Source organism: Pseudomonas sp. R151218B TE3479 (assembly GCF_053629195.1).
In genome coordinates this window covers 3,522,761-3,536,045 of sequence record NZ_JBRJHV010000001.1, presented here as the reverse complement: position 1 = coordinate 3,536,045, position 13,285 = coordinate 3,522,761, and the positions used below count along the sequence as shown (strand labels likewise).

11 protein-coding genes and 3 pseudogenes are annotated in these 13,285 nt (G+C 56.3%); 11 read left to right on the top strand and 3 right to left on the bottom strand.

Annotated features, from left to right (window positions below; genetic code table 11):
• Window positions 1-91 precede the first annotated feature (91 nt).
• Window positions 92-334 (bottom strand): annotated as a pseudogene (locus AB7M32_RS15765) (helix-turn-helix domain-containing protein); the annotation flags it as partial.
• Here AB7M32_RS15765 and AB7M32_RS15760 point away from each other — a divergent pair.
• A complete protein-coding gene (locus AB7M32_RS15760) occupies window positions 327-617 on the top strand; it encodes an ABC transporter permease (protein ID WP_454250462.1) in 291 nt (96 codons plus the stop codon). The pseudogene AB7M32_RS15765 and the gene AB7M32_RS15760 overlap by 8 nt on opposite strands.
• 47 nt (window positions 618-664) lie before the next feature.
• Here the strand turns inward: AB7M32_RS15760 and AB7M32_RS15755 are convergent, their stop codons facing one another.
• On the bottom strand, window positions 665-1,504 hold the full coding sequence (locus AB7M32_RS15755; protein WP_092198701.1) for an IclR family transcriptional regulator: 840 nt from the start codon (window positions 1,502-1,504) through the stop codon (window positions 665-667).
• A 240-nt stretch (window positions 1,505-1,744) separates the two neighbouring features.
• Here AB7M32_RS15755 and AB7M32_RS15750 point away from each other — a divergent pair, with 240 nt between their 5' ends.
• The 8 genes and pseudogenes from AB7M32_RS15750 (at window position 1,745) to AB7M32_RS15715 (ending at window position 11,515) form a co-directional block, all read left to right on the top strand.
• Window positions 1,745-2,083 (top strand): hypothetical protein, encoded by a 339-nt coding sequence (locus tag AB7M32_RS15750; protein ID WP_454250461.1) that lies wholly within the window; start codon window positions 1,745-1,747, stop codon window positions 2,081-2,083.
• Between the two features lie 113 nt (window positions 2,084-2,196).
• Complete coding sequence (locus AB7M32_RS15745; protein ID WP_454250460.1) at window positions 2,197-3,588, top strand: MFS transporter; 1,392 nt, start codon at window positions 2,197-2,199, stop codon at window positions 3,586-3,588.
• Between the two features lie 124 nt (window positions 3,589-3,712).
• Window positions 3,713-4,642, top strand: a complete 930-nt coding sequence (locus AB7M32_RS15740) for a dihydrodipicolinate synthase family protein (RefSeq protein WP_454250459.1) — start codon at window positions 3,713-3,715, stop codon at window positions 4,640-4,642.
• 214 nt (window positions 4,643-4,856) lie between these two features.
• On the top strand, window positions 4,857-6,098 hold the full coding sequence (locus AB7M32_RS15735; RefSeq protein WP_454250458.1) for an OprD family porin: 1,242 nt from the start codon (window positions 4,857-4,859) through the stop codon (window positions 6,096-6,098).
• Between the two features lie 66 nt (window positions 6,099-6,164).
• Window positions 6,165-6,314, top strand: a pseudogene (locus tag AB7M32_RS15730) (hypothetical protein); the annotation flags it as partial.
• A gap of 259 nt (window positions 6,315-6,573) precedes the next feature.
• The gene (locus AB7M32_RS15725; protein ID WP_454250457.1) at window positions 6,574-7,647 is read left to right on the top strand and encodes an HlyD family secretion protein; all 1,074 of its coding nucleotides are present in this window, start codon (window positions 6,574-6,576) and stop codon (window positions 7,645-7,647) included.
• Window positions 7,644-10,388, top strand: coding sequence for a ribosome-associated ATPase/putative transporter RbbA (gene rbbA, locus AB7M32_RS15720; RefSeq protein ID WP_454250456.1), 2,745 nt, complete (start codon window positions 7,644-7,646; stop codon window positions 10,386-10,388). The genes AB7M32_RS15725 and rbbA overlap by 4 nt, the downstream gene beginning before the upstream one ends.
• A 2-nt stretch (window positions 10,389-10,390) precedes the next feature.
• On the top strand, window positions 10,391-11,515 hold the full coding sequence (locus tag AB7M32_RS15715) for an ABC transporter permease (RefSeq protein ID WP_454250455.1): 1,125 nt from the start codon (window positions 10,391-10,393) through the stop codon (window positions 11,513-11,515).
• A gap of 181 nt (window positions 11,516-11,696) precedes the next feature.
• Here the strand turns inward: AB7M32_RS15715 and AB7M32_RS15710 are convergent, their stop codons facing one another.
• Window positions 11,697-11,951, bottom strand: coding sequence for an Lpp/OprI family alanine-zipper lipoprotein (locus tag AB7M32_RS15710; protein WP_454250454.1), 255 nt, complete (start codon window positions 11,949-11,951; stop codon window positions 11,697-11,699).
• Window positions 11,952-12,238: 287 nt separating this feature from the next.
• Between AB7M32_RS15710 and AB7M32_RS15705 the strand changes: the two are divergent.
• Together AB7M32_RS15705 and AB7M32_RS15700 are read left to right on the top strand one after the other, a co-directional pair.
• Window positions 12,239-12,337 (top strand): annotated as a pseudogene (locus tag AB7M32_RS15705) (AAA family ATPase); the annotation flags it as partial.
• A gap of 106 nt (window positions 12,338-12,443) precedes the next feature.
• Window positions 12,444-13,196 carry a helix-turn-helix domain-containing protein gene (locus AB7M32_RS15700; protein ID WP_454250453.1) on the top strand — a complete coding sequence of 251 codons (753 nt, stop codon included), beginning with the start codon at window positions 12,444-12,446 and terminating at the stop codon, window positions 13,194-13,196.
• Window positions 13,197-13,285: the final 89 nt, after the last annotated feature.

Here is a 13,285-nt window from a genome sequence, read left to right as displayed (position 1 = left end):
GTAGCGTTCGCCGACGACGTCAGGTCATCACTCAGTACCCGATCAACCTGTAAGACGAGGGGCCCGGAGGGCAGTCACCTCCGGGTTCCTTTCATTTTTCCCGTGCGCGCTTGGCGTCTCTCGAGGAAGGCGCTCCGAAGCGCCGGGCATATTCGCGGCTGAATTGGGCGACGCTTTCATAGCCGACTCGCAACGCGGCGGTGTTCACGTCTATCCGCTCGGTCAACATAAGGCTATGCGCGGCTTGCAGCCGTAGCGATTTTTGATACTGAATGGAGCTCGTGCCTGTCAGCTTGCGAAAGCGGTGATGCAGCGTGGAGCTGGCCATGCCGGCCGCGAGCATGGGCGCAACGCCATGGATGACGGTACGCAAGGTCATTCTGCCACTGATCTCGCCAGGGCTGGTGTCGGGCGGCTTGTTCGCGTCCGCCACCTCACTGGATGAAGTGGTGGTGACACTGTTTCTCGCCGGCCCCGATCAACGTACCCTGCCCCGCGAAATGTTCACCACCGCCCGCGAAGCCTTGAGCCCGGTGCTGCTGTCGGCCACCACCATCATGGTGTTGTTCGCCACGTTGTTGCTGCTGTTGTCGCGCTCGGTGACTCGACGCTCCTAACCCCGGCTACAGGCGCCGGTAGGTGGAAGTGTTCTCGTTTGCCGTGATCAAAGGCTGGAGTTCACGCTTCCGCTGGCCTGGAGCGCTCGACCGATATTCTTTGCTGCTGCCATCGTCAATGACAGCGCTCGGCGTTCGAGTTCTTCAATGGAGCAGCGCACTGCTGGCGCTGCGATACTGATTGCCCCAACAGGGTAGCCGTCGATATCCAGCACCGGAACGGCCAGGATTCGAAGCCCTTCGGCGAACAGCGAATCCGTAATCAAGTAGCCGTCCTTTCGAATTTGCTCCAATACCTCGGAAAGCGGCTTGGCGAGCGTCTTGCTGATGAAGGGCGTAGCTGAAGAACGCGCCTCGATACGCGCCACTTCTTGCTCGGACAGAAATGCCAGGATCGATTGACCAATCGCTGTCTGACAAGCCGGGACGGTCGTCCCGATACGAATATCCACCCCAAGCCGCGTAATGCCGGCCCTTACACGCTCCAGATACAGCACGTCTGCGCCCTGCAGAACGGCGAAACTGGCCGCTTCACTGGTTTCGCTGACGAGCCCCCTCAACACAGGACGGACCAGACTGCGCAGGTCTGTGTGGGCAATTGCATGAAAACCCAAGTTGAGGATCTTGAGTGTTAAGGAAAATCGCTTGCTTTCAGGTATTCGTGAGACGTACCCGAGATCCACCAGCGTATTCAGCATGCGGTAGGTGGTACCCGGATCGAGATCGGCCTTTTCAGCGATCTGGCTCAACGTGAGCTCATCGCTTTCCGCAGTGAAGGCTTCCAGAACGCGGAATCCCTTGGCCAGTGACTGAACAGTGCTGCGTTGATTTTTATCTTCGTCAGCGGCGTTCGAGGTTTGGTTTTTTACTGGGATGCGTGGAGCCATGCTCGATTTCTACCTGATGTGATTGTGTTTTTCGGAATGCGAAAAAAATATCAAAGGAGGATAGCACTCGAAGGTGGTTTGTCCCACCTCGGATTCGGGCTGCCTGAGGAAGGCATGAAAAAACAATAATGACGAACGAGCCCCAAAAAAAAGGTTGGGCTCCGAAGAACAGTGGTGGTACTGTATTTGAAAAGAAGAAAAAATTTTCGCAATCCGAAAAATAAAAAGGTGCGAATAGAAATGAAACCCTCTGTTCAGCAATATGCCCGCTCCGCCGGTGCCAGATTCCATGATCAAGGCACTCGTGTTGAAGCCGGTCTCTCTGTGATCCGCTCATGGGGAGCGCCCGTTACGATAGGTTCGTATCCTCGGCCCACTCTCATTTGCGCTCAATTCAACAACGCGGCCTCCTTTGATGAAGCGCGTTACTTCGGTCAGGCCGATAATGTGCACTCGGGGTTTTTAACGCCACCCTTGAGTCACGCTTTCATTTCATCATTTAAACAACTTTCCGGCCATTTCCACTGCCGGCGTGGTTTCGTCTATCAAGTGGGCGTTTCCGAAAAACTGATGATCTAGTAATAAACATCGGCTGGCGCTGACCAGCTCAAACGGCTACGCCATTGCACTGTGTTCCTCACTGCGAGCTTCGTTCGCCCCGAATAACGCAAACAATAATAAAAGGAAGAGCCATGTTGATGCAGAAAGTTGAAACTGAGCCCTCGCCAGAGAAAATAAATAGCCAGGCGAATATTAGTGCTCGCTTAGAACGGCTTCCCATTACCAGGCAAGTGTTTTGGGCCAGGAATATTATCGGCGCCGCAACATTTTTTGATGGTTACACAGTCATTGCCATCGCCTACGCAATGCCGGTTCTGGCCAAGGAGTGGAGTCTTAGCGGCACGCAGATCGGCATGATCCTTTCTGCCGGTTATTTGGGACAGCTGTTCGGTGCTTTGATCTTTGGATGGCTGGCCGAAAGAATCGGACGCATGAGGGTCCTGACATTCACCATTTTGCTGTTTGTTTCGATGGACGTGGCCTGCCTGTTTGCGTCCAGCGCCGCGATGATGATCGCTTTCAGGTTCATACAGGGCATCGGTACGGGAGGTGAAGTACCGGTGGCGAGCGCATATATCAATGAGCTGATTGGATCTAAGAAACGAGGGCGATTCTTTCTTTTGTATGAAGTCATGTTTCTGCTGGGCTTGGTAGGGGCGGGGATTATTGGCTACTTCCTCGTACCGATATACGGCTGGAAAGCGATGTTCGCGGTAGGCTTGGTCCCTGCGATACTGTTGATCCCGCTTCGTTTCTTCCTGTTTGAATCGCCGCGCTGGCTGGCGTCCAAGGGTCGTCTGGACGAGGCTGACCGGATTGTCACTCGCCTCGAACACAGCGCTGTTAAAGCCGGCAAGACGCTGCAACCTGCAGTCGAAGTCCCGCAAATGCATGGGATAAATAACAAAGGCGGCTGGAGAGAGCTTTTCAAAGGCATCTATTTCAAGCGCTCACTCGTTATTTGGGCAATGTGGTTTGGCTCCTATATGGTCGCTAACGGGCTTATTACCTGGTTGCCGACGCTCTATCGTCAACATTTCCATCTGCCACTTGAAACCAGCCTGGCCTATGGCTTTATGACCTCAGCCGCAGGTGTTGTTGCCGCCGTGATATGTGCGTTGCTGATTGATAAAGTGGGCCGACGTCGCTGGTATATGGGTGCCTTGTTCCTCGCAGCCATACCGCTGGCAATATTGGCAACGACAGGTGCAACTGCGCCGATCAAGATATTGGTGCTGGCAGGACTGGGATATGCATTGGTCCAGACAGTGACTTTCTCGCTCTATCTTTATTCGGCGGAACTTTATCCAACTCGTCTAAGAGCCTTAGGTACGGGTGTAGGCAGTGCTTGGCTAAGATTGGGTTCGGCACTGGGACCGATCATTGTAGGCTACACCGTTTCTGGCTTGGGTGTTCAATATGTGTTCGGTATCTTTGCGGTCGTCTTATTGATGACAGCAGTGATCACTGCTTCTTTCGCCATTGAAACCAAAGGCCGAATTCTGGAGGACCTTTCGCCATAATCTTCCACGCTAAATAGTTCAATCGACGGTATCTGACTCAGTAGTAAACCCAGAACACATCAGAGTGTGTTTTGCGCCCGCGCATGCGTTAGTTGCGAAACTTAACTAAACCAGAGGTAATGAAATGAGCACTAAAAACACTATCGACCTTAAAGGCCTCGTTCCTGCTCCTGTCACGCCGTTCACTCGTGATGGCGAGGTTGATTACGCAGCTATTCAGAAACTGGGGGCCTGGCTTGGCAGCTTTGAAGGTGTAAAAGGGCTGGTTGTTCTGGGCCACGCAGGTGAAGGCACCTTCCTGACCCAGGCAGAACAAGGCCGCGTCATCCAGGCTTTCAAGGAGTCGGTAGACGGTCGTCTGCCAATCATCGCCGGCATCACGGGCGAAGGTACCCATGTTGCTGCTGAAGAGGCCAAGCGCGCCGTCGCCAACGGTGCTGCTGCCGGCCTGGTTTATCCTTCCCACGGCTGGCTGCGTTTCGGTTATCAGAAAGGCGCGGCTCAGGACCGCTATAAAGCGATCTATGAAGAAAGCGGTATGCCATTGATCCTGTTCCAGTACCCAGACGTGACCAAGGCGACCTACGACCTGGAAACTCAACTGGAAATTGCCCAGCAGCCTGGCGTGTTTGCCATGAAGAACGGTGTTCGCAACATGCGCCGTTGGGACACCGAAATCCCGGTCATCCGTCGTGAGGTTCCCGATCTGCAAATCCTGACCTGCCATGACGAATACTTGCTGCACACCATGTTTGACGTGGACGGCGCACTGGTCGGCTACGGCAGCCTGACTCCAGAGCCTCTGATCGAACTGATCGCCGCCGGCAAGCGTCGCGACTACCCGGCTGCTCGTGCCATTCACGACAAGCTGCTGCCGGTCACTCGTAATGTCTACCACCGCGGTTCCCACATGGAGGGCACCGTGGCCCTGAAGCATGGCCTGGTTGCCCGTGGCATCCTGGATCATGCCACCGTCCGTTCCCCACTGCTGCCACTGGCCGAGGGTGCCGACAAGGAAATCGCTGACGCGCTGCGCAGCGCTGGCCTGATCTGATCCTGAGCCAAGCCGGCACCGTGCTTTGAAGGGGCCGGCTTTCAGGTGAGGTACATACCAAGGGTTTGTTCATCAGGCCCTTGGCAACACTCGATTCGGATATTTCTCCACCTACGATCGACGATCCGTTTTCCCGGGACAGCGGCATTTCGCCCGTTCGACTCGTGATGACAGCCCGACATTGCCCTTCAATAAAAACAACAGGGGACAGGTCTTGAACATTCACACCAATCGCACAACTCGTGTGCTTTTCATTCCAGCGCTAGTTTTACCTTTCAACGCATTGGCTCAGGGTCTGGTGGATGACACTACCGCCACTCTGAACTTCAGGAACTTCTTTTTCGAGCGAAACTTCACTGCACCAGATGTTGCGCAAAGCCAGGCTCGTGAGTGGACGCAAGGTTTCATCTTCGATCTCAAATCCGGCTTTACCCAGGGGACTATAGGGTTTGGGGTTGACGTGCTTGGGAAATATGCTGTGAAGCTTGATGGCGGCGCAGGAAGGTATGGCGCGCTGCTGCTGCCAAAGGATGCTGATGGTGATCCCGCGGGAAGTTTCGGGAGACTTGGCGTTGCGGTTAAAGCGAAGCTCTCGAATACGGAAATAAAGGTCGGCGAATGGATGCCCAATTTCCCCATTGTCACCGTGGATGATTTCCGCGCATTGCCACAGACATTTCGCGGTGCCCAGATTGCCTCGCAAGAAATCAAAAACTGGTCTTTTTATGCAGGTGAGTTGAGCAAAACCAGCTTGCGCAACGACTCTTCCATGGAAGACCTTTCGTTTGGATCGGCTCGATCAGACGCCTTCGATTTTCTTGGTGCCGACTACCGTTCTACTTCCAAAAATACAACCGTCAGACTTTGGTCTGGCGAGTTGAAAGACATCTATGAACAGCACTACCTCGGACTGAACCAAAAATGGCCACTGACTGGAAGGGTATCGGTTAACGCCAATCTAGGCTTTTTCTGGGGCAAAGACTCAGGAAGTGCGAAGGCAGGTCAATTGGATAACCGCACCGCTTCAGCTCTGTTGAGCCTCAACATCGCTGAGCATGCGATAAGCCTGGGGCTGCAAAATGTCTCGGGGGAAACCGGTTGGATGCGCATCGGCGGGACCGGCGGTATCTATCTGGCCAACAACACCTTCAATCATGCGTTCGACAACCCCCGTGAACGTTCCTGGCAAGTGCGCTATGACCTCAATTTCGTAGGCTACGGCGTTCCCGGTTTGAGTTTCATGACGCGTTACGTTCATGGTGACAACGTGGAACTGAAAAATGTCGATGATGGTTCAGAGTGGGTACGAGAATCCGAGCTCGGCTATGTGGTTCAAAGCGGAACTCTCAAGTCTTTATCTGTTCGTTGGCGAAATTCCAGCGTTAGGCGAAATTACAATGCCAGTGATTACGATGAAAACCGCTTGATACTCAGCTACCCGTTAAACATTCTCTGAAAGGTAAGTGTCCGCGCATGGCGGAACTCTGACTTTCGGAGCACCCGCTTAAAGGGTTCGTCCGGCAGCGAGGTGTTGAAAGGCTTGGGTACCGATGAAATCCTGCGCGGCCTGGCTGGTGACGATGTGCTGCAAGGCAATCTCGGCCGCGACTTGCTCTCCTGCGGTGCGGGAAACGACGTATTCCGCTATGCCAGCGTGTTTTCTTACCACTGACAGCAATGACAATGACAATGACAATGACAGTGACCGCATACTGGTGAGGAAGCTTCGGATGGCCTACCCCTCACCGCCTTCCTCAATCCTTGATCACCCGCCCCCCACATCAGCAGTCTACCTTTCAGCATCAGATGTCGCCGCGCTACCAAATCTCTTCCTTTTTAAAAGCGGATCGTTAACGCAGATCAACAAGAGCTTCTTACTCCAGCCCTATCATCTCCCAGCGCCAACCTTCGCTGAGACCTGAGGGGCAGGGATGAACAACGTAACCGGCAAGTGGCTTAAACGAGGAGCTCTGGGGAGCCTGGTTGTCCTGGGCATTTTGGGTGCTTGGTACATCTTCAAACCCGCCCCTATAGACCCTGATTTCGCCAGCGGTAATGGGCGGATTGAAGCCACCGAAGTGGATGTAGCGAGCAAGCTGGCCGGACGTATCGATACCATTCTGGTCGCTGAAGGTGAACAGGTCCGCTCAGGGCAGGTGCTGGCGCGCATGGATACCCAGGCGTTGCGGGCCGAAATTCTCCAGGCCCAGGCCCAGTTGCAGCGGGCCCGTACCGTGAAATTAACGGCGGCAGCTCTCGTAGCTCAACGGGAAAGCGAAAAGATCACCGCACGGGCAGTGGTTGCCCAGCGCCAAGCCGAACTGATTGCCACGCAGAAACGCTTCGCCCGCACCGAGATTCTGGTGCAGCGCAACGCCCTTGCCAGGCAACAACTGGACGATGATCGCGCGCTGCTGGACAGCGGCCATGCGGCGCTGGCAGCTGCCAACTCACAGGTATTGACGGCCCAGGCGGGTATTGAAGCAGCTAAGTCACAAGTGGAGGAGGCCCAGGCCAGTATCGAAGCGGCAGCGGCGACCGAGCAACGCTTGCAGGCGGACTTGGCCGACACCGAACTCAAGGCGCCTCGGGATGGACGCGTGCAGTACCGCATCGCCGAAGAAGGTGAGGTAATTCCTGCCGGGGGCAAAGTCCTGAACCTGGTGGACTTGAGCGATGTGTACCTGACGTTCTTTCTACCAACCGACCAGGCCGGTCGCGTGGCCATTGGCGACGAGGTGCGTGTGATCATCGATGCCGCCCCGCAATACGTGATTCCCGCCAAAGCCAGCTATGTGGCCAGCGTCGCGCAGTTTACGCCCAAAACGGTTGAAACGACCAACGAACGGGAAAAGCTGATGTTCCGTATCAAGGCTCGGATAGACCCTGAGCTGCTGCGCAAGCACCTCAGCCAGGTGAAAACCGGCGTGCCGGGCGTAGCCCATGTTCGGCTCAATCCTCAAGCCCAATGGCCAGCCGAACTCGAACTCAAGGTGCCCCAATGACGGGCGAACGCACTTGGGTCGCACGCCTGCAGGACGTGGGGCTGCGGTACGGCAAGACCATAGCCTTGGACAGCATCACTCTGGACATTCCTGCCACCGGCATCGTCGGGCTGATCGGCCCGGACGGCGTCGGCAAGTCCAGCCTATTGGCGTTGATTGCAGGCGCACGGGTCATGCAGCAAGGGCATCTGACCGTGTTGGACGGCAATATAGCCGACGCCCGTTATCGTGAAGCTCTGTGCCCGCGTATCGCCTACATGCCCCAAGGCCTAGGCAAGAACCTTTACCCGACACTGTCGGTATTCGAGAACCTGGATTTTTTTGCTCGCCTGTTCGGGCAAGGCCAACGAGAACGTAGACAACGCATCGATGCCTTGTTGACCAGCACCGGGCTGACGCCTTTTGCCGGGCGCCCCGCCGGTAAACTGTCAGGTGGAATGAAACAGAAACTGGGATTGTGCTGTGCGCTGATCCACGATCCCGACCTGCTGATCCTTGACGAACCCACCACTGGCGTCGACCCCCTCGCCCGTAACCAGTTCTGGGCGTTGATCGCCGAGTTGCGGGCACGACGGCCTCATATGAGTGTCTTGGTGGCCACGGCCTATATGGAAGAGGCTGAACGCTTCGACCATTTGCTGATGATGGACGCAGGCAAGGTTCTGGCCAGCGGTTCACCTGCACAGATCCGCCAGCGAACCGAATGTCAAAACCTGGAAGCGGCCTTTATCGCCCTGTTACCGCAAAGTCGCCGGCGTGGCCACGAACCGCTGGTGATCACACCTCGTGTCCAATCCACAGCAGAGGCGGTGATTGCCATCGAGGCCAGGGAACTGACGTGCCGCTTCGGTGCGTTCACCGCTGTGGACAACGCCAGTTTCCGCATCGAACGCGGGGAGATCTTTGGTTTCCTTGGCTCCAATGGCTGCGGCAAATCCACCACCATGAAAATGCTGACCGGTTTGCTTGCGGCCACTTCGGGGCAGGCCTGGCTGTTTGGCAAGCCGATCGACCCGAATGACCTAAAGACTCGGCAGCGTGTCGGCTACATGTCCCAAGGCTTTTCCCTCTACACCGAGTTGACGGTCCGGCAGAATCTGGTGCTGCATGCACAGTTATTTCATGTACCTGCGGACGAAGTTGGCAGCCGCGTCGCCGAGGCCGTCGAACGTTTTGGCCTCAAGCAAGACCTTGACGCACTGCCTGATCGGCTGCCGCTGGGTATCCGTCAGCGCCTGTCGCTGGCCGTAGCGCTGATTCATAAACCCGATGTGCTGATTCTCGACGAACCGACCTCCGGCGTAGACCCCATTGCGCGGGACGCTTTCTGGCAGCAGTTGCTCGACCTGTCGCGCAATGACGGCGTGACCATTTTCATTTCCACGCATTTTATGAACGAAGCGCAGCGCTGCGACCGGATCTCCTTTATGCATGCCGGGAGGGTGCTGGTCAGCGGCGCGCCCGGGCAATTGGTCATCGATCGCGGGTTGAACAGCTTGGAGCAGACCTTTGTTTCCTACCTCGAACAAGCCGCCAGCGACGAAGCGACCGCGAAACAGCGCGAGGAGCCGAGCACACAACCGCCGTCCCTCGAAGCCCCCCACGTTGCTTTCTCAAAGACTCGCCGCAATGGGTTCAGTAGCCTGCGAATGTTCAGTTACGCCCGGCGCGAGACTATGGAGATTCGCCGTGACCCGATCCGCCTGACGCTTGCGGCACTGGGCACGGTATTGCTGATGTTCATCACGGGCTACGGCATCAGCCTGGACGTTGAAGACCTGTCATTCGCGGTGCTGGACCGCGACCAGACCACCACCAGCCAAGCCTATGTGCGCAGCTTTTCCGGTTCGCGCTATTTTATCGAACAGCCTGAGCTGCATGATTACACCGACCTGGAGACTCGATTGCAAAGCGGGACGATCACCCTGGCGCTGGAAATCCCGCCAGATTTCGGGCGCGACCTCAAACGGGGTGCACAGCCAACCGTGGCCGCCTGGGTGGACGGTGCAATGCCCATGCGAGCACGCACGATAGAGGGCTACGTGAACGGCCTGCACAACGGCTATCTGGCAGAACTTGGGTATAGCGGGACGACCCTTGCCAACGTAGAAGTGCGTTACCGCTACAACCCGGATGTGGAAAGCTTGCAGGCCATGGTTCCGGCGATCATTCCACTGTTGCTGATGATGATTCCGGCGATGCTCACCGCATTGGGTGTCGTACGGGAAAAAGAGATGGGCTCGATCATCAACTTGTATGTCACGCCGGTGACACGCCTGGAATTCCTGCTGGGTAAACAGTTGCCCTACGTTGCCATGGGCATGTTCAACTTTTTACTGATGTGTGCCTTGGCCGTCTGGGTGTTCGCCGTGCCACTCAAAGGTAGCCTTTGGGTGCTGAGCCTGGGCGCGTTGCTGTACATCGGCACTTCCACGGGGTTGGGCTTGTGGATGTCGACCTTCATGAACAGTCAGATTGCGGCCGTGTTTGGCACCGCCATTGCTACCCTGCTGCCGGCCATTCAATTTTCCGGATTAATCAACCCGGTGTCTTCGCTGGAGGGCTTCGGCGCGATGGTCGGCAAGGTCTACCCTACCGCACAGTTCCTCACCATCAGCCGAGGGATCTTCTCCAAGGCTCTGGATGTGCAGGCGCTGGGACCGTATTTCCTGCAACTGCTGGTGACGGTACCGATCCTGATTGGCCTGAGCGTGCTTTGCCTGCGCAAACAGGAGCGTTAGCCATGCACAGCCTGATGAACATCCTGCGCCTGGGTATCAAGGAATTTCGCAGCCTGTACCATGACCGAGCGATGCTGATCCTGATCATCTGGGCGTTCTCGTTCGGCATCTACACCGCAGCCTCGGGCATCCCCGAGGCTCTGCACCATGCACCACTGGCCATCGTCGACGAGGACCACTCGCAGCTATCAGAACGATTGAACGCGGCTTTTCAACCACCCTACTTCTTGCCTGCCGCGGACATCACCGGTCAACAGGTCGATGCTGGGATGGACGCCGGGCGCTACACCTTCGCCCTTGATATTGCCCCAGACTTTCAGCGTGACGTTCTCGCTGGACGCCGTCCCAGCCTGCAGCTCAACGTCGACGCCACACAGATTGGCCAGGCTTTTTCCGGCGCAGGTTATATCCAGACCATCGTTGCCACTGAAGTGGCCGAATTTGTCCGTGGCGTGCGCGACACACCGCGCCCCCCGGTGTCCTTGGCCATGCGTATGCAGTTCAATCCCAACCTGACCCAGGCCTGGTTTACCTCAGTGATGCAACTGATCGATTACGTCACCATGGTGTCGATCATCCTCACGGGCGCCGCACTGATTAGAGAACGTGAACACGGCACCCTTGAACACCTGCTGGTGATGCCGCTGCGCGCGTTTGAAATCATGACCGCCAAGGTCTGGTCCATGGGCCTGGTGGTACTGGTGGCCACCGCCTTCGCCGTGGGGGTGGTCGTTCGAGGCTGGCTGGAGGTGCCCATCAATGGCTCGATCGGGTTGTTCCTGCTGGGAACCGCATTGCATTTGTTCGCGACCACCTCCATCGGCATTTACTTGGGCACGGTGGCGCGTTCCATGCCGCAACTCGGGCTGCTGAGCATCCTGATCCTGATTCCACTGCAGTTGCTTTCCGGAGGGGCAACCCCTCGTGAAAGCATGCCGGAACTGGTGCAAAACCTGATGCTGGCCGCTCCTACTACGCACTTTGTCAGCTTCGCCCAGGGCATCCTGTATCGCGGCGCGGGGCTGGCGATTGTCTGGCCGCAGTTCCTGGCGATTACGTCTATCGGTGCACTGTTTTTCTTCGCTGCGCTACTTCGGTTTCGCCGAGCGATAACGCAGATGGGCTGAGTTCGGGCAGCCCCCTCCTTCCAACCCCGACATACAGCGGCAGCGGCTAATGCCGCTAACGCCTGTACAAAACAAGTACCCAAGCAAGACGCCTTTGTGCCACCCCCCAGCCTCCTTCAATGGGCCCCACTCATTCATCGACTATCCGCCAATTCGTGGCATCCAATACCAAACGATCCGATCACTTTCGAGGCGTTTTTTCGTTCATCCGGCTGACGCGGATAGTCGCCTCTTCGGCGGTACGTTGGGCCTGGTTGGCGATCGCTTCAGCCTGGTCTGCTTTCAGGTAGGCCTCATCGGCCCTGAGTCGAGCGGTCGCGGCGTTATTCTCTGCCGACTCCAATCGCGCATCGAGCTCCTGAGCGTGCTTGTGGCTGCAACCGGCGCTCAGCGCCAAGGCAAAACCCAACAATGCGGTGGGCAAATACTTTTTCATGATGATGTCCTCTGTAGTCGGAGTCCGAAAGTCTTCCGGCTGACCCAATATCAAGCGCCTACGTTTACCGACTCTGATCTTTGTCAACCAAGGGTCGGAACAATCACCGTCCCCGAGCCTCACTTTGATCTTTTTTGATTTAGGTCAATGTCGTTGCAGCGTTCAAGCGTAGAAAAAAGCACACCGGGCACTCGCGGCCGGGCCGATCTGACGGAGATTGTTCTTTCCTGAGGGACAAGGTCAAAATTCGCGCCTAGGCGCGTGCAACCCAAAATTGTCGAAATGTCATCGGTGTCTGTGCCGCCCGCGCACATAACCTGTTCGAACAAGCCCGGCAGGCGGCGCCCTGCATCACTTTTATTGACGAGCTCGATTCGCTGGGAAAACGCGCGGTGCGGGCGCGTGAGGTGAAATCTGACATACCGCCCGAGCGAAAAAGAAAGCGCAACGGTTCAGGCCTTCTATTATGGATCCAATTAAAAGGAATTTCCCATGGCCAAGTTTGAAACACGACTTCTGCACGTGCATGCCCTCGAGACCGCTTGCTCGAACTGCTGTGTGCTCGATTTGTGCCTGCCAAGCAGTCTGACGGGGGATGAAGTCGAGCGCCTGGACACCCTGTTCGTCCAGCGGGTGAAGGTCAAGAAAGGAACGACCCTGTATCGCATCGGCGACCCACTGCGCTCGTTGTATGCCGTGAGGTTGGGCTTCTTCGAGACCAGCGTCCTTTCAATCGACGGCCGCGCCCAAGTCACCGGTTTCCAGATGCAAGGCGAAATGCTTGGCCTCGACGCCATCAGCACCGATCACTATACCTGTAACGCGATCGCGCTGGAGGACAGCGAAGTCTGCGCGCTGCATTTTCGTCATCTGGAAAACCTCGCCCACGATTTACCCTCGTTGCAGCACAACCTCAACAAGCTCCTGAGCCAGGAAATCGTGCGTGACCACAGCATGCTGTTGATGCTCGGCAACATGAATGCCGACGAACGCCTGGCGGCTTTTCTGTTGAACCTGTCGCAACGGCTCAACATGCGCGGCTATTCCTCACAGGAATTTGTCCTGCGCATGAGTCGCGAGGCCATCGGCTCGTACCTGGGCCTGCGCATGGAAACCATCTGCCGTTGCATCGCCCACCTGCGTCAGGAGGAACTCGTGGACATACATGGACGCAACGTCACGATCCTGGACTTGCCCGGTCTCAAGCATAAGGTCGCCGGCTGTCATCGGTGTGCCGAGTTGTAATGCCTGGTTTTCATGACCTCTGATCTACATCAATACCGCCCAATGCCTACAGGTCGACATTAAGACGCAGCGTTCGAACCTTTACATCA